The sequence below is a fragment of the Pseudomonas quercus genome, assembly GCF_012033695.1.
Taxonomy (GTDB): domain Bacteria; phylum Pseudomonadota; class Gammaproteobacteria; order Pseudomonadales; family Pseudomonadaceae; genus Aquipseudomonas; species Aquipseudomonas quercus.
Map to the genome: position 1 here is coordinate 1 of NZ_JAAVJI010000021.1, position 19,458 is coordinate 19,458.

A 19,458-nucleotide genomic window follows, 5' to 3' on the forward strand; every position below is an offset into this window, starting at 1 on the left:
GTGGCTAAAAGCGTCTGGAGAGTTCCGGTGTCAAGCGCGGGGGCACAGCGATGTTTAGCCCAGGTAACTCAGATCTGAAGCGGGCACGGACCAATTTGCAGCCGTAGGCTGCCAAGTTCGGATGAGCTATGTAGCAACCACCACGCCAGGTGATATTCTATTCTTAAATCAGAAGACCGGAATAAATTTATATAACATATCTAAGTCGCTTAGACGGATTGAAAAAGTTTTGGATTCAATATTGTTTTATACAGGAAACGTTGCTCTGGATAAAATAAGCTACAAAGCTGAAGGTCACATTTTAAGGGATGAGATAGCAGCAGCCTTAATAAGAAAGGATGATCGTAGAGTAAGTAATATAGATTGGGATAATACAAGTATATTGCCATATTTCCACTACATTTATGAGGAAAGCCAAAATTACGTAAATGTCGAGGAAAGAATTTTAGAGAAAACTTACCATATAATCAAAGACTACTTTGATAATCCCCATAAAATCAATGATTTAAAGCAAAATGAATTTTCAAGAAACATTCTTCTGATTATAGGTGAAGAGGTTGAGAAAGCTTATGATAAGTATAATTGTGTACCAGGGAATCTAGATATTCTGGAAGGAGTAAGAGCATATCTTAGGGCAGCCATGCAAAGTCTTGCAATTCCTGGACCCTCTTTCATACACTCACATAATAGTTAAATAATATACTGAACTATTGATTGTTAGGCGCAATGCGCCTAATATAGGTTCTGTTGGTGGCGAGCAGAAAGCCACTCGACTCTGAGGGGGCTAGCCACGCCACCAGCGGAGAACGAGATGAAACTAGCTGCGGTGGCGACCATACGGACGGACTTTCCAGAGGCACATTTTTGGTTGGTTCGCCGGGGCTCAGCAGAGCGGTGTGGCGAGGTAAGCCGAGTGTTCAATCCTGAGCACATCGGAATCCGAGTTGATCGAACCGACCTGTTGTTACCTGACTACCTGTTTTATGCCCTGACTCACGTACACCAGACAGGACATTGGAAACAGCTAGCCACAGGTACTTTAAGCCTGGTCAATATCCGTGTTTCAGACGTTCGAAGCATCGAGCTGTCACCACGGTGAAGAAGGGGCCGAAAGGCCCCAGCTTCTTAGGTAACGCCAAAGGAAATCAGATATGAAGCTAGACATACCCCTCCCCTCAATCGAAGAACAGCAACGAATAGTTTTCGAGGCCGCTACAACGGCTGCTATCGATCAGCTGAAAGCAAACCTGGATGCACCCCGCTACCCAGGGCAGACAGAGGTAGATGAGGCAATGCTAAGCCGCGCTCACCTTCTGCGTGAGCATGAAGGTTGGGAAGCGCCTTCGCCTGACATAGTGGGAGCGTATTTCCGCCATTTCCAAGGCCACTTTCCCGAATACGGTACAGATGGAAGGCTGGCAAAGCTGCTAGGCGTGTCGTCAGATCGCCGCGTGCGCGACTATAAACAGGGTGTCCGAAAAGTCCCCTATGGGGTTTGGAGGCGCTTCCTGGTGCTCACAGGGCGGGTCCCCCAGGACATCATCCCCGTAATGGCTTTCATGGCATAGATTGATATGGCTTCATGAATGTGTGCTTTCATGAATTGTTGCCGTGTCTATAAAGCTTTTCCTGATGTATTGAATTGTCTTCCATCTGAGAAAATAAGATGTTTTTGCCAAAGCGGGCCACCACTGGGTTAGCCGCATTTATCATCGCTATCGTTCCAGGTCTCAGTGAGAGTGCAGAAGCCCCCAAAGCAGCTGGTGACCTAATGATGAAACATGCGTGGCAGGTCACTTGCTATGTATCTGCTGAGAGCTTGGGGCTAAGCAGTGAAGCTACTAAATACCGCAGGATGGCTGAGCGTTCAGCTGAGCAGATAAGGAGCATTACCGGTGAGCAAACTGACATTGATGAAGCGGCCGCACACATACGGAATGTAGCAGGTCCCATTTCACCCCAGACTCACCGGGCTATGTTGAACGAGCGGTGTGGTGACGAATTGAAATGATCATCGCATCACTACGTTATGTCGCCACCGCCAGCAAACGACCCTAGGCGGTCGCTGGATTATTCGTTTCCATAGCTCGCGGTCCAGCCACCCGAGTCAAGCAGTCGATGGGTGCAAGTGATGGATGAGCGGACCATACTAATCGGGAATGTGGGGACCAGGACCAAGAAAAGCCTAAGAAATATTGTTCCGCCTCCCCACGCGCATATCTATTAATATAGTCCGCGCTATGGGTCCGAAGTTAAAGAGTTTAGGGTCAAAATGATTGGTATTTCAGATTTGAATGAGTTGCTTGTTTCTCGTAACTGCTTGCATGCAATGAGCATTCAGTTGGATTCTAGTAGAATGACTTATGATTTATCTCTATCCGTTTCAGATTCTGAAAATCTAGGCTCTGCCGTTGTGGATATCAGGTTTATAGATATCAGCCAATTAGCGTCTCGTGATTTTGGCGGAGGATTAACTCAGATTATGCATATGAACGTTATCAGGGTAGACTCTGGATTTGATAGGGCGCGCTATAAGTTTAGTGCTCTTGAGGACGGAAAGTTGTCGTTTTATTTCTCATCATTCTCGGTTGATCAGATGCGGTAAAAGCCTGCTTTTGATCTTGCTTCTGTTGTGCCTGTGCATGTAGAGAATCAAAAGCTCGCTTTCATGTAGCTCAAGGTGGCCGACAGTGCAGTGCCCGAAGGGTGCTGCGATGGCGGACAGCCGGCAAGCGAAGCGCGCCCAGCAACGATGGTCCAGTAACCGCATTTCAACTTGATTTAGCGGCCTTCCAGTCGCTGTGCGCCGTTTGCCTCCGCGTACCTCAAAAGGCCTGTATGCGGCTGCTTCGCTCCTTCAGGCCGCGCCTTCGGCCTGCGCGCTTCGCTTGCTTTTGAAATCGGTTTAACAGGAATACAGGGGCGCGAGCGCGCGTGGCTTCGTGCGATTCAGTCTTGAGATACCAAACGTTTAAACGCTTCTGACCCCTGACCATCCTTACCTAGTACTGCCAGGCGTTCTACAGGGCGTGTCAGAAATCCATCGAGCAACGCGAGCAATGCAGCACGCTTGTCAGTCGATTGGGTCTGCTGGTGAAGCACAGCAGCCCCTACCAGTACCTTCACTCGGTCTTCGGCTTTTTTGACGGTGGCTCGTTTACCAAGAACTCATTGAGTTGGAAGTTTTTCGGGATTTTGGCCATGGTGGCCTGCTTGCTGTTGGCTACCACCTTTGGGCTGGCTCGGCTCTTCGTGCCCAGCGCCCAGGAGATCGCCGATTTAAAATCTACCGTTGCTGACCTGGAGCAACGCGGCGGGCGGATTCAGCTGACCAACTGTGGCGACACGCGCAGGCTATGCGCCAAAGTGAACCTTAAGGCCAAGGTCAATGGTGATACGTATGGCAAGGACGGGGAATGGATGATACTGCAAGGTTACTGATGGTACTGTAGTATACCATGCGTAGGATTTTCAGTTAAGAGAGCCCTAATAATTAGAGGGGCGCTCGGACGCTGAAGCCAATTTCGGTTACTGCAACCACCCTCCAATAATTGGCTCGAAACAGACTCAAGCTTGAGCAGCGCCTACTAGCGGGTATGCTGTTGCTGCCCGATTAACAATTTTATTCACGTCGTTCTAGGTTTTGTTGTTGTTGAAGAAGCTGTGTTAGAGCAGTGCCTGGGTTAGACTGACGTGATGCAACACGGGCTATATTCTGGGCAGTGAAGCCAGGTGGTTGTAGATGCTGATTATTCAGCAAGCCCTGAGACGGTGGGGGGCGTACTGGCAGGTGCGCTATTTCTGCCTGAGCAGCTTCTCTAGTTTGAAGCTCGTTATGGATATCCCGCAGTGTATTCGCTAATACCCGATAGGTCTCCTCGTCTATGTGTCCTCCTCCTGCACGCTCGTCAAGATGTGCCATCGCGTCTGACGCTTGTGACGAGGTTGTGATCGTACGCCAATGGTCTCTAGCCTGATCAGCAGTTCTTATGACTAATCGCGCCGGCTCAGATTCTTGGTTTGGGCTTGAGCTGCGTTGGATAGGGGTATTAGAAGAACCCGAAATATTATTTATTCCGCTCACATGTGCTCCAGATTAAGACTAATTCAACCGAATGAGTTGCTTTTTGAGCTTTTGGGTTCCATTGAGGTGAATTATCGAGCCCAGGAGGGCTGTTGAATCCTTAAGTCGGTTGGCTGTTCCATTGCTCCCCTGACCCCTTTGTCTATCCTTCTGTCTCAAGCCCTTCCTGAGCGTTGCTCCGCTCGATTAGGGTCGTGAACGCTATTCGGTCCCCGTTGAAGACAAAATTAGGGTTGATGAAGTAGCGACCTTGTCTTTGCGTTTTTGCGACAATCTGAGCCTTCTCTAGCTCGTTAATACCACGTTTCAAAGTGGCTAAACTCAGCCGCAACGGCTGTTTTGTACCTTGGTGTGCATCTATAAAATCTGCGAGCACGAAGCTGTCTAGGTCAACCTCGTCTTTGGACAAAGCTCTGTTTTGCACGACCCACAACAAAACACTAAAGGCCTTAATGCCAGCAGATGAAAGGTCAAAAGTCATTGCGATATTAGCGGTGAAAAGCTTCACAAATTGAGCGCCATCTACTCGCTTGTACGTGGTGACGTGTGTGCCATGAATCTCTCCGCACTTCTGGTTAACCAGAATGTTGTCCTCGCTCCCCATGCGCGATAGCCGGACGTGCCTTCCTTTAACCGGCACGATCATGTTGGCCAAAAAAGGGTTAGTTTTGTATCGCTGGAGGCTCATTAAGCACCTTTGGATTGAGCTACAGTCTCCGATTCTAGATAGAGTGTAGCTCATTATCAACTCATTTTTTGAGCTACTGTAGAACCAGTGTTGAGCTACCGTAGTCGCGATCCTGAAAATCCGATGTAGCATTTACGCGGGGTGTAGGCACACGCCTTCTGAGTTCTTTACGCAACAGGGCCTGCTGGAGAGGAATCGCCCCCGGTTTCGTAGACGGCCAAGCCCTCACTTGGGGGCGTTCGTGATCGTCGATCGAACGTCTGCTTCGGGTCGGTAGCGGCCTGTCGCCACCGGCTGCAATCGACCCATAGCTGCCAGTCGTTACCGGCAGAAATGGCGAGACGCAGCCACCAGGATTAAACTAGACCTAGGTTCCGTCAGAGATCACGTGCATGCTGATTGAGTGTAAAAGGTGCGGTCAAGGCTACGTGCGTGCGATGCGAATCCGCTCTACGCGAACATCGCTGTGGGTGTGTGAAGAATGTGAAGCCACTTGGACGAGCCAAGCTGAGGTGAATGTCTGTAAATTTTCAGACTACGGAAGCTTGATGGCTAGCGCTGGGCTCACCGGCTTATGGTCAGAACTAGAGCCGCAGTGAATTTCTCATATTTTCTTTGCAGCCCCGAGTCCACTTTGGGTCGATTTCTACCTTTCACTACCGGCGGAAATCAACTCCTAGCAGGCGTCAGTCGCTGAGAAAGACTTTTGGAACTCGTGGGAGTTGAAATGCGAGCAAGGCCTCAAGTGGCGATGCGAGAGCTAGTCCCGAGGCGATGACCTCACCAGCTCGTGCAATCACATCAAGAGTCTCGTCTTTAAACGTAACGACCCAATGTCTAGCACTTGAGTATGGGCGGCTGACGGTTTCTTCTGAGCCAATAATTTCGTTGAACGAGTAAGGTTGAAGGCCTGCAAGCGCATAGGGGTGGCGTCCTAACCCCTCGTCCCCGATAGGCATAAGCCGATGATCAATGAGCCCGGAAAAACGCACAATCGCAAGGCTTTCGTTCAAAGCCTGGAAGTAAGCGAGCCAAAGGTTGCCCGACTCTACCAGAAGAGCTGGTGATTCAGGGATGCCTAACTCTGGAGCAACAGCCCAGATTAAGGACTTAGCTCTATTCATGATTTCTCAGAAGTGTTAGAAAAGAATTAGAAGATACCATTGTTCTGCAATGACCGCTTCTGGCCGATTTCTACCGGTGGCGAACGGCTGCAATGGGTCGAAATCAGCCTACCGACACAGACAAACCTCGCAACGTTCTCCTATCCTCCTTATCCTGTCTCGGACTTGTATTACCGCGGCTGCTGACCCCGGCACCTACAAGGAAACCATCATGGAAAGAACCCGAGCCTGGAGACGCCAGCAGGTCCGTAAACACGGCAAGAGCCCGGCAGCAAAACCACTGGTGTTCAAGCCAGAAAAGAACTGGAAGCTGCTGTACAGGCGCGCCGAGAAGTTGAAGAGGGCACGCCAGCTCGGCATATGCTATCCCGTTCGCACCACCCGCCAATTGCTGGATCAAGAATGACCAAACTTCTGTTCATTTGCAGCCGTAATCAATGGCGCAGCCCCACTGCGGAAAGTCTGTGGCGCCGCCGAGTGGGGTTCGAAGCCCGCTCGGCAGGCACCAGCCCGAATGCACGCAGGCCGGTCAGTCCGGCGGATATACGCTGGGCTGATGTCATATTCGTCATGGAGCGTAAGCACCGGCAGCGGCTCCAAGCGGAGTATTCACGTCTGCTTGAACACAAGCGGCTGCACGTACTGGATATTCCCGACGACTACCGCTACATGGAACCTGAACTGATCTCCATTCTGGAAGACACCGTAACGCCCTACCTCAAAGGCTAGCCTTAACACCCATGGAATACCTCCTGAGCATTGCCAGAGGCATACTTGCGTGGCGGCGCAATCAACGACACCGTCACGCCGCGCCTCACTAAAATCAGCCAGGGCTAGGGCGCCAATGATCAGAGCGATCCCCCACACTGAAGTCGAGGCCCTGCTGAACAAGGCACAGGAGGCCGGGCTGGAACTAACCGAGTTATCGGTTTACTGCCGTGATCTGGGGCTGCACCCGGCCGAACTCCTGAATGCCCTCTCGATCGAAGTTGCCCGACGATTCGTTCTGGATGAAATGCCGTATGAGGTGAGCGATGACATCATGAACGGTCTGTTCACTGCCATTTTCGATGTAGGTATGGACGAGGCTATGCCGCAGCCAGCATTCAACATCTATCTGGCGTTTGATGAGGGGGAGTATCAGAACTTGGCTGATTGCTGCCTGTCGCGAGGGGCTGCTATGGGTCGCAAAGCGGCCTTTGAATCTTGACCACGATGCCATCGCAAAAAACCAAGGTAGCCAGGCATCCGGTCCCGGCCTATGTTTGATAATGTCCTTTATCATACATAGGGGCTGTAAACGCTCCTGAAGCGAGAATGGCCTTTAGCCACTAGGAGATGATGCTCCCTGGCGACCCTTCGTAGTGAGATATTTCCGGGTACAAACAGCCTTCTGCTCCAAAGCGTCGCCTTGCGCGCACACAATCGCGCCCATAATGGTTACTGCCGGTCGGTGCAAGCTTGTAACCATGCCTCTGCACCAGGGGATTAGTCCCACCTGTTACATCGCAAAGCCCCCTCCCCTCCTTCACCTTTCGATCTGGCTTGAGCTACAGCCAGTGGTTATCGACTGTCAGATAAAGCAGTCCTTGCGAGCTTGGCCCCACACCCTAATAGGCAAGATAGCTACGCTTGACCCGAGCGAGTTCAGTCGAGCCGTAATGATATCTAAAGATATCTAAAGGCATCACAAGCTATCTTTTTGGTATCTAAAGATATCACTTGATATTTTATGGATAGCTAGTAGGATGCACTGAAAGCTATCCAAAGGTATCAAAAGATAGCCATAGATAATTTTAGATATCTTGAGGTACTAGAATGCCTACCATTCCTTTTATTAGTCCCAAGGGCGGTGTGGGTAAAACCACGTCCTGCCTAGCCGTAGCAACGCAACTGGCAGCTAGAGGCGTTGGTGTAACTATCATTGATGCTGACCCCAACTACCCGATAGCAAAGTGGGCAGCAGGTGGTAATTGTCCTTCGGATTTGACAGTCGTCTCAGGTATCACCGAAAACAACATTGCAAGCAAGATTCGGGAAGCCGCACACGCAGATCCTTTTGTGATCGTAGATCTAGAGGGGACAGCGGCTAAAATTGTGGTGCTTGCTTTGCAAGAAGCGGATTTCGTAGTGGTGCCAATGCAAGGCTCCTTGTTAGATGCCGAACAAGCGGGGAGAGCTGTCTCGCTGATACACGACCAGGAATTGGCAATGAGGCGTCACCTGCCTGATTACAGCTTGCCGTACTCAATCCTACTTACGCGTACGCCTCCTGCATATCAGACCAGGACGATGTCTAACCTTCGTCGAAGCTTGGCAGAAAGAGAAATTCCCGTGTTCGAAACGGCGATGACAGAGCGCGAAGCCTTCCGTGCGATGTTCTCCTTCCAAAGTCCCCTTGAAGGGTTGAGTCCGTCAGAAGTACCAGGCGTAGACAAAGCCATTGCTAATGCTGAGGCTTTCGCGGCAGAACTCGTATCCAAATTAGGCACAGGTGTGTAATCGAATGACCACGGATAAGCGCGTAGACCCTTTTGCCAACCTGGGCAGTTTCAAACCCAAAGGTGATAGCCAAAGGCCAACCAATACTGAGGTTATCGAAAAGATATCTAAAGATAACAATTTCCCATCAAGGGAAGCGAGCGAGTCCAAAGCGCCTAAGCGCACGCGTTTCAACTCGGGAGAACCCAAAAAGCAGTTGAATATCAAGGTCACAGAGTCGTGCCACCAGCGCTTCTATGAAATGGCAGAAAGCAGGGGCATAAGGGTGCTTGGAGATTTGGTGAATCTGGCCCTTGATGCGCTGGAACAGCAGGGCCGGAAGGATTCACATTGAGTAGCTCCAGCTGGACGTATTTGATGATACAGAGATGATGGGCGCCCAAGATTAGCTAGTGGATTCAGCTCGATAGCGCTCAGGGTACAGGATGTGCAGCTCGGTGATTTCTCCATCAAAGAGGCGGCAGAGGTTTTCGGCCAATGCGGTGGACGCACGTTGTTCGCCTCTTTCCACTCGTGAGAGATTTCCCGTATCTGTCCTATCTGCCCCAGTAGCAGCGAGGCGATCGGAAACCTCTGCCAGGGTCCAGCCTTTAGCAATTCTAGCTTTCTTTAGCGGTGTCATAGGTGCGGCCTGCGTAGTGAATATCACGAATTCTGCGATTAACGCATAACCAATTCAAGCAAAATTTGCGAATACAACTTTGCGTTGAGCGCACGACGCCAGGAAAATCTGTGTCCTATGGACATAGGTCAAATCATAAGAAACGCACGTAAGGCGAAAAGGCTTTCTCTAGAGGAGCTCGCCCACAGAATCGGTTCAGATTCAGGAAACCTTTCACGTTTTGAGCGCGGTTTGCAGGGTACAACCCCTGAAAAGCTAAAGCTCATTATGGCCGCGCTCGACATCCAGCTCACTGCTCAGCAGCAAATGGAAACGGTTCTTTACTCAGATCCCAATAACGTTTCTGGCGCCCGTCAGCCTATACGCGAGCCTCGTGAGTTTCCCCTAATCAGTTGGGTTGAAGCCGGGGAGGTGACTGAGTCGCCTGGGAAAATCGGAGAGAATCATAGGATGATACAGTCGACAGAAAACGCAGGATATGGCGGGTACTGGCTAACCGTTAACGGACATTCAATGACGTGTACTGGTAACCCAAGCTTTCCTGAGGGGTCCTTGATTCTCGTAAAGCCCGATGCTGACGTAATCAACGGAAAATACTATGTCGTTGAGATGCTTGATTCCGGCGACAAGACCTTTAAGCAGTATGTAGAGGACGCGGGATATCGCTATCTCCGACCTCTTAATGAAAAATATAGGACCATCGAAATCGATGGAAACTGTCGATTTCTTGGACGGGTAGTAGACGCACGAATGTCCGGTTTATAAGCATCCGAGCCTACCCCTAGCCACTTTTTCCACCCATTTCCATCCCCAAAGCCCGCTAAGCGGGCTTTTTTTTGTCCTAAATTTGCACTTGACGCAGAAAGGATCCTGCGCATAATGCAGCCATAGTTCTGCGATTAGCGCAGAAATCTGCTGGATAGATACCGGCTTTTCCAAGGCAGCGATGAGTCGGCCGCAACGGCTCAGAGGGTTGGCAACTGGCCCAGGGTGCGCAGCGTAAAGCCCCGAACAAGTTTTCTGACGGACAGGGTCGCGGTCAGAACTACGGTTTTATGCCTCTCGATCCTCCAATATGGTGGGTCGAGTGGTTTCACCAAATGGCCTTGCTGCAAGACCATTTGGGAAACCTTCCAAAAACCAAAAGGAACCAGCAATGCTCACCACCAGTGCCTTCCTGGCCCTGGCTATGCAATGCGCTCCCTCGATACACCCCGCCACGCTTTCCCCCATCGTCAAAACAGAATCCTCCTTCAATCCCTGGGCTATCGGTGTCGTCGGCAAAGTGTTGCCGCGACAACCGCAGAACCGGGACGAAGCACTGTTGGCGGTGAAAAAGCTGGTAGGGGAGGGCGCCAATTTCAGCATTGGCCTTGGCCAGATCAACCGGCAGCATTTCGATGTCAGCCACCCTGAAACCGTCTTCGAACCCTGCAACAACCTGCGCATGACCGCGCAAGTGCTCCAGCAGTGCTACACCGCTGCCGCTGAAGCTGATCCCGACCCGCAAGGCGCCTTGCGCAAAGCAATCTCCTGCTACTACAGCGGCAACCTCACACGCGGCTTTGAAGCTGAAGCCGATGCAGGCGGTAGCAGCCATGTTCAACGCGTGCTGGCCAACGCAGACACCACCTCAGTGACAGTGCCCGCACTTGAGGCCGACTCATCCAGCAGCGCTCAGCTGCAACGCGCCCAGGCCCCCGCTACCGCCGTGCAACCTACCTTCGAAAGCTGGGACGTGTTGCGCCAGTACCCGCGTTACCTCGCACCGGCACCACAGCCGGTCACTGCTCCACCAGCTCCACCAGCTCCACCAGCTCCACCAGCTGCAACCCCGCAAGACCCCTCAACCACTCTTAAGGAAGATCAACAATGATCAAACGTACCCTTGCGCCTACCAAGGCCGAAATCGGCATCCTGCTGATCGCCGTAGCCTTGATGCCTGGCATTGCCTCCGCTGACTGGCTGGCCCCGATCCAAACGTGGGGCACCAACATTCGCCTAGGCCTCTACGCCTTGGGCGGCACTTTGGGGCTGGGCTGCCTCATGTGGTCCGGTATCAATTGGCAGATTGCGCGTGCCACAGGTGACCGCTCTCATACGTTCATGGACTACCTGCAGCAAGTCGGCGTCCTGGTCGTTGTAGGTGGAACGATGGTTCTTGGCGCAGCGGCCTGGCAGGTGTTCGGCACCAGCGCACCGGCTTAATCAGGAGTCATCCATGGCCGGTAATGAAGCCCTCAAAAAGGTGATTTGCGAGAGCTACAACGCAATGAGCCGGCCCGCGATGTTCTGGAACATACCCATCATGCCAATGGTGGGGTTGCTGATGGGAGGTTTGGTATTCGGCATTGCCGCTACCACCCTGCTGTCCTGGGTGTGGGGCCTGTTCGCCGCCGCACCGTTCCTGATAGCCCTCATCGCCTTGAGGGTCGTGGGCTTGATCGATCCCCAGTACCTGCGCCGTATTCGCTTTGCGCTGCGGCGCTTCAAAATGAACCGCAAGTACGGCAAGCCGTTGTTGCTGACTTCCTTCAATCCGCAATGGAGTAAATTCTATGGCGCGCGATTTTCACAAAAGCGTTATGCCCTCGAACGTGAAAGCGCCGCCGATGCGCTATCCGGTCCATGAAAACATGGTGACGCTGGAAGGCAATTGCCTGGTCAGCCTGATCCAGCTCAAGGGAGTGTCCAGCGAAACCCGCAGTGACGACGAACTGATTCGCCTGTTCTACAACCTCAACCGCTACTTCCTGGCCATGGGCAAGAAGGAAGGCAAGCGCCTGATGCTGCAAACCTACGTGACCAAGACAGGCATTGAGCTGGACACGCAGTACACGTTGCCGCTGCCTGCTCTGCAGGACTTCGTGAACGCCTACACCGCCCCCTTTCGGGACGGCACCTTCTATCAGGTCGGCTACAGCATTGCGCTGGTTCTGAAGTACCGCGAGCTGGACGAGGGCATCAAGGCCATGAGCGACTTGCTGTCGCTTTCTCGAACCCTGCTGGCCGAGTATGACCCGGCTGTCATGGGTCTGGAGGAAAACGAACACGGCACGGTGCTCTCGCAGATCGGACGCTATTACAGCTTGTTGCTCAACGGCCATGAGAAAGACGTACTGGTCAGCGACACGCGGCTGGGTGATGCGATCATTGATAGCGTCACCAATTTTGATAACTACGATTTTGTCGAGAACCGACCCAATCGCGGTGGCCAGCGTTTCGCAACGACCTATGACCTGCGCGACTATCCCAGCGGTGGCTCCTACCCTGGCATGTGGGATGAGGCCATCGAGCAGCAATTCGAATTCACCCTGGTGCAAACGTTTCTGTTCGAGGACCGCAACAAGGCCAAGGACAAATTCAAAAAGCACATTTCGGACTTGGGTTCTGTCGAAAAAGACTCCAGACAGACCCTGGAGCTTGAGAAGGGTATCGAGGCCATCACCTTGGGTGACAAAGCGTTTGGCCGGTATCACGCTTCCCTGATCGTCTACGGCAAAACCCCGGACGAAGCCATCGAGAACGGCACCACCATGCAATCGGTCTTCACGGTGCATGACTCCACCTTTGTGCGTTCGACCATCAGCAACGTCGATACCTGGTACACCCAGTTCCCTGGTGCAACTGAAGCCATGTACCCGATGATGAAATCGACTGAAAACCTGGCGTGTGGCTTCTCACTGCATGCCACTCCCACGGGTAAAGCCAAGGGCAACCCTATTGGCGATGGCACAGGCTTGATGCCTCTGCTGACCATCAACAAAGCCTTGTACGTACTCAACCTGCATGACAGTCCACCGGGCCAAAACAACCTCGGTGAAATGCTGCCAGGTCATGCGTCGTTTACAGGCCAAACGGGGGTGGGCAAAACCACGGCGGTAGCCAGCGTGCTGACATTCCTTAGCCGCTTTGATCCGCTGGTTTTCTGCATCGATTACAACGAGTCGCTGAAACACCTGCTAAGTGCGTTAGGCACGTCCTATTACACCGTGCATCCTGGCCAATATACCGGGGTGAACCCGTTCCAGTTCCAGGACAGCCCCGGTTTACGGCAGATGTTGTTTGACCTGGTGCTGTGCTGCGCGGGCAAGAGTTCTGAAGCCGAGGAAAGGGAAATCAAGGATTCGATTGAGTCCGTGATGAAGAACAGCAACGTGCGCCATCGGGGTATGTCATTGCTGTTGCAGAACATACCCAATCGGGGAGGCAATTGCCTTCGCACCCGGCTTTCAAAATGGTGCCGCCTGGATGGGACCACACACACCGAAGGCCAATATGCGTGGGTACTGGATTCCCCGGTCAATCAGTTCGATGCACAGAGCTACCGGCGCCTGGCCTTCGACTGCACGCAGCTGCTTAAAGCCGACTACGCCGAGAAGCATCCCGAGGTGATGGAAGCGTTTCTAAACACCCTGTTCTACATGAAGCGCGAAATGCACCAGGCGCGCCCCGGCAACCTGTTGCTGAACGTGGTGGCTGAATACTGGGCACCGTTGTCGTTCAAGAGCACAGCCGAGGCCATCCAGGAAGTCTTGCAGAGTGGCCGTATGCGCGGGGAAATCCTCATCATGGATACCCAGTACCCGGAGCAAGCCCTGAAGACGCCTTATGCACCGGCCATCATCCAGCAAATCATTACGCCCGTGTGGCTGGCCAACAAGCGGGCACAGCCGGAGAGCTACGCGAAGTTCGGTGTCACGGGCAAGGTGTTCGAGGCGGTGCGTGATATGGGCACGCTGAGCCGTGAAATGGTCGTTCAGCAGGGACACCAGACGGTGAAGCTGAAGATGGAACTGGAGGGGCCGCTGAAGTATTGGTTGCCGTTGCTCTCGGCCACTCAGAAGAACCTAGCCGTGGCAGAGCGCATTCGGCAACACCTAGGTACTACCGATCCCCTGGTATGGGTAGACGCGTTCCTGGTCGCTGAGGCTGTACGGCAAGCGTTGAAAACTGAAGACCCCGCCGTGTGGCTGCCCGCCTATGAGTATGCACAGAGCCTGTGCAACGCCATGAACACCCGTGATGCGCAACGCTGGCTTCCAGGCTTTGCAGAGAAGTGGCGAGCCGTCCAGGAACACAACCAAATGGAGATTGCATCATGAAAAAGCACGCAATGGCTTATGCGCTAAGCGCGGTCATGCTGGCTGGAGCGCTGCCAGCAATGGCAGCAGGTGTGCCCACCCTGGATGCGGTTACAGCTGCCATCCTGGAAAGCAACGCACTGGCCCAGGCCAAGCAGGCCCTGGCGGCACTAAACACAGCCAAGGATGCCATCCGCACGGCTGAGCAGCAGTACAGCCACTACAAAAGCATCGTGACGGGTAATGATAGACTGGGCGGCTTTTTGAACGATCCAGCGTTGAACAAGGTATTGCCTTTGGGTGGTTGGTCCGATGTTTACAGCACTGTGCAGGACATTGCGGGGTTGAGGCAGCGATACGGCCTGGTTTCGGATAACCCCAGCGTCCAGGCCAGATTCGACCAGATGCTGGCAGCAGCGGACGCACTGGAGCGCAATTACAACGCAAGCACGCAGCGAATCAGCAATGCCGAGCAGCTACGAGCCAGGTTGGACCAGGTGGAGACACCGCAGCAGAAGGAAGACCTTCAGTTGCGCTATCAGCAGGAATTGATCGAGCAGCAGAACCAGCAGATGCGGCTGGCAAATATGAAAATGCTTCAGGATCAACAGGAAAAGATAGAAGATACAAAGCGAGCGCAAGATTTCAAAGACTACATGAGCGGTAAGACTACCGTGCGACCTCAATATGATTAAGTGTAAATAGCACATTAGGGAATGAATATGCTTACAAAAACTAAAACTTTGGTACTTGTTGGTTTTATTGCCTTGGCCGGATGCAAGGATAAAGGTAAAGAGTTTGTAGGTCATTGGTCGGACGTAAAAGAACCGGACACTTCCTCTCTTGATATATCCTATTCAGACAAAATTTATCATGTAAATGTTAACTCCATAGATAAGTTTCTTGATGGCAAGCCGAAGACTGTTAGGTTAGAGGCTCAGGCCATGTCCGATTCGGTCCTTACTATACATACGGGTTTGGGTAGTGTGGATATGCGATTGGAAGGTGACAAAATATATTTTGAGCAGCACGTTTACCAGAAACCAAAATAGGTGAATCCTTATGGAGCTTCATATAGCCCAAAATATGTACACTGCGGTTGATGCCTCTCTGAAAGGTACTTTGGTAGTCGGGACTGCCAAAGTAATGTTAGGGTTAGGAGCACTGTTCGGAACGTTTTGGCTTCTGAGTTTCACTATAAAAAGTATTTTCTGGCTTTACCAAGGCATGACCGTAGCTTTCCGCGAAATAGTGATGGAGATTGCCAAAGTCGCTATTATCGCGGGTTTGGCGTGGAACGTAGCGTGGTATGTGCAGACCATTGTACCTTTCGTTACGGGATTGCCGTCTTGGATGGGAGGGATACTCTCAGGCCAGAATGGGGACCAAGTAAATCAGATAGATGCTTTCATCGTCACATACTGTATCAATTTACAGAAGATTTACGACTCCTTATCTTTTTCCATAACCGACGTTAAAGGAGCATACCTAGGTCTACAGGCTCTACTTCTTTACTTGATTGGGGGTGTACCTTTTGTGTTAATGGCTGTAGGTACAATCATGATACTAAAGGTTGCAACTACAGTGGTTCTTGCTTTGGGGCCTTTGTTTATTGCATTTTCTCTTTTCAATCAAACTAAACAATGGTTTTGGGGTTGGGTAAGTTTGGTGGGCGGGTTCATGCTTACGCAAGTTCTATTTTCAATAGTTTTGGCTTTGGAAATCTCATTCATAAACACTGTTATCGTAAAAAATGGAGTGATAGATACAAGTTTAATTGGGAACGTGACGATGGTTATTTATTTCGCCACATTCACATTTCTTGCAGCCGAGTTGCCTGGATATGCAGCTTCTATCATGGGTGGTTCACCGGTTTCTGCAAGCGGCATTGGAGGCATAATTTCCAAAGGTTCAGGACTCGGCGGTGCGATGAATGCTGCGCGAGCTACTAGGAGTCTTGGAGAAAAAATAGCTTCTAAAATTAAAAATCGAAATAACATTTCCTAGAAAGCCGCTTAACTCCGCTACGTCCTTCCTTACTCGCTACACCCTCGCTTCTATCAGGTACTCCATTATGAATTTCAAACTTGCTTTGAGCGGGCTGCTTTCGGCTGCCTTGCTGGCAGGGTGTGGTTCGGCACCCAAACTTTCCAAACCAGAAGGGCAGTGGGAAGACATGCCCTTTACCCATACACCTGCGCCTAGGCCAGCTGTCGTGCTGATGGCCCCGCCTCCGGTAGCTGACCTGGTGCAATCGGTGGCCAGTCCAGCCCCCGAGGCGCCGCCCCTGCAGAAACCTAAGCCCGCTACCAAGCGCAAGCCGCGCCCAGTCGCTGCTTCACCGGCCAAGGCTGCTGAAGCGCCGGACGCCAAGGTTGATGAATACAAATGCTCCGCCAACTGACCCCAGCGCAGCGCGGGCATGTGCCCAGGATTGAGGTGATTTTATGAAGAAGCTACGCAAGTCCAAACAGGATGTGATTGACCAGGAGCGGGAGCTGGCCGCCCGTACCAGTATCGACGCCGCCGCTGCCCAGGAAATCAGCCTGGCAGAGCAGGCCTGGATTCACGCAGCACGATATTTCGAGAAGAACATCGCAGCGGATGAGAAAGCCAAAACCAAACGGGCTACTCGCCTGAACTATGTGTTTGGAGCATTGGCATTCATGGCAGTTGGTGCCGTGCTGGGTCTGACGCCGTTGAAGACTGTCGAAACCTACTTGGTACGGGTAGACAACAACTCGGGCTACACCGACGTGGTGAAGCCTGTCAGCCAGGCCAAGACGCCGGAGCAGATCGACGACGAATACTGGCTTTCCACCTACGTGCGTTTCCGTGAGAGCTACAGCTTTTCGAGCAACGACGCCCAGTTCAGCATGGTCAAGCTGATGTCTTACGACGACACCTTTGGCGAGTACCGCAATTTCCAGTTGTCCTCCAAAGGCTATGTGCAGGTACTGGGCACCAACCGGCAAATGCGGGTTGAACAGCACAACATCAATTTCCTTGAGCGCAAGGATGGGTACGGCGTCGCCCAGGTGCGGATTACCAAGACGGTGCTGGACCGCAATGGCGAGCCTGATCCCCAGCTGGACCCCGTGACCTGGATTGCCACAGTCACTTACGACTACAAAAACCCAACCCAAAAGCTAGGTGACCAATGGCTTAACCCGCGTGGCTTCGGGGTTAAGGGGTACACCATGACCCAGGAAGTAGGAGGTTCACGTGGCAAATAAAGCAGCCTCAAGCCTTACAGCGTTCTTGCTGGTCACCTCAGCCCTACCAGCACTTGCGGAGAGCATGGGCGCAGGGTCAGCACTAGATCGCCGCGTACAGACGGCAGTGTATTCGCCTGATGAGGTGTATCGGGTCCAAGCATCGGTCGGTCGGGGAACGGTAGTCCAACTTCAACCCAACGAGACAATCATGCAGGACACCGGCCTCATGATAGCGGGTGATCCTGGAGCATGGTCTATTGGGCCAAATAAGGCTGGCAACATGGTTTCGCTCAAGCCGATCACCGACCAAGAGCCAGATACCAACCTGACCATCAGTACCAACCTGCGTACCTATTTGATCGAGCTAAAGCTGGTCAAGCGCACTGAAGATTCCACGTACCTATTGCGCTGGACCTATCCCGAGCCGCCGAAGAAGCCAACAACGGTTCGTCGTGACCCAAGCAACCCCTGCGACGGTCCCGTGCAAAACGGCCCCTACCAGAAGCGCTCGAACTCAGAGAGCCGGTCCATAGGGCCATATGAGGGCTGGGACAATGGAATGCTGACCTGCTTCCGGTTCACCGGTAACGGGCCGCGTCCTGTGGTGTACCAGGTGCTGCCAGATGGCACCGAAACGGTGGCTGACATGCACAACGATCAGAACGTGGTTGTCGTGCATGGCGTTGGCCAGTTGTTCCGCTTTCGCATGAATTCCTTGCTTGTGGAGGCCCGGCCTACCCACCAGGTGAACACCGGGTACAACTTCAACGGGACCACGACTGGCGAGATTCGGGAGGTCAAGCATGCAGACCAATGACAACGACCAGGCCCCGGAGAACAGCCCAGGGTCGGACAGTATCGGGCCACCTGAACAGGCAGCTGACCAAGCCGCGCCAGCCTCCCCCAGCCAAGCCCGTGGGGCCTTCGATATACGGGCCAAACGTACATCAGGCACCCAAGGCAAGCAGACGCTCTATTTCACTATCGCGGCAATGATTTTGGGGTTCCTACTTCTCGTAGGCGGGGGTTGGTATCTGGTTATCTCCCATATGAAAAGCGGCAGTGCCGAGATTGATGAAACCAAGGTCAAGAAGGATGCAACGCTGGACGTGGACCAGGGTAGCGACGATGGCATGAAAAAGGCGCGGGAGGCCAAGCTGGCCGCCGACAGACTGGCTGAAGAACAGCGCGCCCGAGAAGAAAGGGAGCGCAAAGCGAGGGAGGACAAAGAGAAACAGGCGCCCAGTCCTGGAACAACCGACCCAAGCAGTAACGCAGGTGCCCCGGCCACAGGAGGCTCAACCAGTTCGAATCAACCCGTTGTCCTGACTCCACGGCAACGCAAGCTGAGCGCATCGCTGTTTGTTACGTCCCAGGAGCCATCCCTCGGTGCGGGAGGAAACGACCTAGCACAGTCCAATACTCAGCCATCCAGGCCTTCGTATCTGAATGACGCTCAAGGCGGATCGAGCGGCGACCTTGGCGGCGGGGCCAGGGAGCGCAGCAGCTTGAGCAATCTTGGCGGCACCGGGTTTGCACCGGCCAAGGCGTATCTGGCTCCGAACCGCAAGTATCTGGTGGCTCACAACACCTACACACGCTGCGCGCTGTACACCGAAGTCATTAGTACCCATCCCGGCCTGGTGGACTGTCGCCTGACTGATCCGCTGTATTCCGCCGATGGCAGTACGGTCATTGCCGCAGCTGGGGACAAGCTGACCGGAGAACAGCGCGTTCAGGTCAGCCCAGGTGAAAGCAGCGTATTCACGGCCTGGACCGAGATTGAAACGCAGGCTGGGGTACGGGCCAACATCAACAGCCTAGGTGCTGGCCCGATGGGGGCCAGTGGCACTGAAGCCTGGATTGACCATCACTATCCGCAGCGCTACGGCGGGGCAGTCGTGTTGTCGTTCATCCAGGACGCGCTCAAGGCTGCAGCCAACACCACGCAGAAAAGCTCAGGCTCTGGTGGCTACACCGTGAACAACAGCGAACAGAACGTGGAAAGCATGGCCAACAAGGCCCTGGACAGCACGATCAACATACCCGATACCGCGCACGTGCTGCCGGGCACCGTGATTACCGTCATTTTCGCCCGCGACGTTGATTTTTCGCCGGTCTTTGAAAACCGCTAAG

At 52.8% G+C, this 19,458-nt stretch carries 23 protein-coding genes; 21 read left to right on the forward strand and 2 right to left on the reverse strand.

The window, feature by feature from the left end:
- Positions 1-121 precede the first annotated feature (121 nt).
- The 4 genes from HBH25_RS21775 to HBH25_RS21785 all read left to right on the forward strand — a co-directional run bounded on the left by HBH25_RS21775 (position 122) and on the right by HBH25_RS21785 (position 3,441).
- Positions 122-694 (forward strand): hypothetical protein, encoded by a 573-nt coding sequence (locus HBH25_RS21775; RefSeq protein ID WP_168086047.1) that lies wholly within the window; start codon positions 122-124, stop codon positions 692-694.
- Positions 695-1,151: 457 nt separating this feature from the next.
- A complete protein-coding gene (locus HBH25_RS23435; protein ID WP_246231501.1) occupies positions 1,152-1,568 on the forward strand; it encodes a hypothetical protein in 417 nt (138 codons plus the stop codon).
- A gap of 704 nt (positions 1,569-2,272) precedes the next feature.
- Positions 2,273-2,605, forward strand: a complete 333-nt coding sequence (locus tag HBH25_RS21780) for a hypothetical protein (RefSeq protein ID WP_246231502.1) — start codon at positions 2,273-2,275, stop codon at positions 2,603-2,605.
- Positions 2,606-3,093: 488 nt separating this feature from the next.
- On the forward strand, positions 3,094-3,441 hold the full coding sequence (locus tag HBH25_RS21785) for a hypothetical protein (RefSeq protein WP_168086048.1): 348 nt from the start codon (positions 3,094-3,096) through the stop codon (positions 3,439-3,441).
- A 785-nt stretch (positions 3,442-4,226) separates the two neighbouring features.
- Here the strand turns inward: HBH25_RS21785 and HBH25_RS21790 are convergent.
- Together HBH25_RS21790 and HBH25_RS21795 are read right to left on the reverse strand one after the other, a co-directional pair.
- Positions 4,227-4,772, reverse strand: coding sequence for a replication/maintenance protein RepL (locus tag HBH25_RS21790; RefSeq protein ID WP_168086049.1), 546 nt, complete (start codon positions 4,770-4,772; stop codon positions 4,227-4,229).
- 686 nt (positions 4,773-5,458) lie between these two features.
- Positions 5,459-5,896 carry a hypothetical protein gene (locus HBH25_RS21795; protein ID WP_168086050.1) on the reverse strand — a complete coding sequence of 146 codons (438 nt, stop codon included), beginning with the start codon at positions 5,894-5,896 and terminating at the stop codon, positions 5,459-5,461.
- Between the two features lie 211 nt (positions 5,897-6,107).
- On the opposite strand from HBH25_RS21795, the gene HBH25_RS21800 reads away from it, so the two are divergent.
- The 17 genes from HBH25_RS21800 (at position 6,108) to HBH25_RS21880 (ending at position 19,457) form a co-directional block, all read left to right on the forward strand.
- Positions 6,108-6,302, forward strand: a complete 195-nt coding sequence (locus tag HBH25_RS21800; RefSeq protein WP_168086051.1) for a hypothetical protein — start codon at positions 6,108-6,110, stop codon at positions 6,300-6,302.
- A complete protein-coding gene (locus tag HBH25_RS21805) occupies positions 6,299-6,625 on the forward strand; it encodes a low molecular weight protein tyrosine phosphatase family protein (protein ID WP_168086052.1) in 327 nt (108 codons plus the stop codon). The genes HBH25_RS21800 and HBH25_RS21805 overlap by 4 nt, the downstream gene beginning before the upstream one ends.
- Before the next feature lie 115 nt (positions 6,626-6,740).
- Complete coding sequence (locus HBH25_RS21810) at positions 6,741-7,106, forward strand: hypothetical protein (RefSeq protein WP_168086053.1); 366 nt, start codon at positions 6,741-6,743, stop codon at positions 7,104-7,106.
- A gap of 608 nt (positions 7,107-7,714) precedes the next feature.
- Positions 7,715-8,398: a ParA family protein gene (locus HBH25_RS21815; protein ID WP_168086054.1), complete on the forward strand. Its 684-nt coding sequence runs from the start codon at positions 7,715-7,717 to the stop codon at positions 8,396-8,398.
- 4 nt (positions 8,399-8,402) lie between these two features.
- Positions 8,403-8,732 (forward strand): stability/partitioning determinant, encoded by a 330-nt coding sequence (locus tag HBH25_RS21820; protein ID WP_168086055.1) that lies wholly within the window; start codon positions 8,403-8,405, stop codon positions 8,730-8,732.
- 405 nt (positions 8,733-9,137) lie between these two features.
- Entirely contained in the window at positions 9,138-9,785 is a 648-nt protein-coding gene (locus tag HBH25_RS21825; protein ID WP_168086056.1) for an XRE family transcriptional regulator, read from the forward strand.
- A gap of 391 nt (positions 9,786-10,176) precedes the next feature.
- Entirely contained in the window at positions 10,177-10,896 is a 720-nt protein-coding gene (locus HBH25_RS21830; RefSeq protein WP_168086057.1) for a lytic transglycosylase domain-containing protein, read from the forward strand.
- Positions 10,893-11,228, forward strand: coding sequence for a conjugal transfer protein (locus tag HBH25_RS21835; RefSeq protein ID WP_168086058.1), 336 nt, complete (start codon positions 10,893-10,895; stop codon positions 11,226-11,228). The genes HBH25_RS21830 and HBH25_RS21835 overlap by 4 nt, the downstream gene beginning before the upstream one ends.
- 13 nt (positions 11,229-11,241) lie before the next feature.
- The gene (locus HBH25_RS21840) at positions 11,242-11,652 is read left to right on the forward strand and encodes a VirB3 family type IV secretion system protein (protein ID WP_168086059.1); all 411 of its coding nucleotides are present in this window, start codon (positions 11,242-11,244) and stop codon (positions 11,650-11,652) included.
- A complete protein-coding gene (locus HBH25_RS21845; protein ID WP_484573234.1) occupies positions 11,633-14,125 on the forward strand; it encodes a VirB4 family type IV secretion system protein in 2,493 nt (830 codons plus the stop codon). The genes HBH25_RS21840 and HBH25_RS21845 overlap by 20 nt, the downstream gene beginning before the upstream one ends.
- Entirely contained in the window at positions 14,122-14,799 is a 678-nt protein-coding gene (virB5, locus tag HBH25_RS21850; protein ID WP_168086061.1) for a P-type DNA transfer protein VirB5, read from the forward strand. The genes HBH25_RS21845 and virB5 overlap by 4 nt, the downstream gene beginning before the upstream one ends.
- 27 nt (positions 14,800-14,826) lie before the next feature.
- Positions 14,827-15,156, forward strand: coding sequence for a hypothetical protein (locus tag HBH25_RS21855; RefSeq protein WP_168086062.1), 330 nt, complete (start codon positions 14,827-14,829; stop codon positions 15,154-15,156).
- A gap of 10 nt (positions 15,157-15,166) precedes the next feature.
- Positions 15,167-16,111: a TrbL/VirB6 family protein gene (locus HBH25_RS21860; protein ID WP_168086063.1), complete on the forward strand. Its 945-nt coding sequence runs from the start codon at positions 15,167-15,169 to the stop codon at positions 16,109-16,111.
- 67 nt (positions 16,112-16,178) lie between these two features.
- On the forward strand, positions 16,179-16,508 hold the full coding sequence (locus tag HBH25_RS21865) for a conjugal transfer protein (protein WP_168086064.1): 330 nt from the start codon (positions 16,179-16,181) through the stop codon (positions 16,506-16,508).
- Between the two features lie 43 nt (positions 16,509-16,551).
- The gene (locus HBH25_RS21870) at positions 16,552-17,340 is read left to right on the forward strand and encodes a VirB8 family type IV secretion system protein (RefSeq protein ID WP_168086065.1); all 789 of its coding nucleotides are present in this window, start codon (positions 16,552-16,554) and stop codon (positions 17,338-17,340) included.
- Complete coding sequence (locus HBH25_RS21875; RefSeq protein WP_168086066.1) at positions 17,330-18,139, forward strand: TrbG/VirB9 family P-type conjugative transfer protein; 810 nt, start codon at positions 17,330-17,332, stop codon at positions 18,137-18,139. Before HBH25_RS21870 ends, HBH25_RS21875 begins: the two co-directional genes overlap by 11 nt.
- Positions 18,126-19,457: a TrbI/VirB10 family protein gene (locus HBH25_RS21880; protein WP_168086067.1), complete on the forward strand. Its 1,332-nt coding sequence runs from the start codon at positions 18,126-18,128 to the stop codon at positions 19,455-19,457. Before HBH25_RS21875 ends, HBH25_RS21880 begins: the two co-directional genes overlap by 14 nt.
- Position 19,458: the final 1 nt, after the last annotated feature.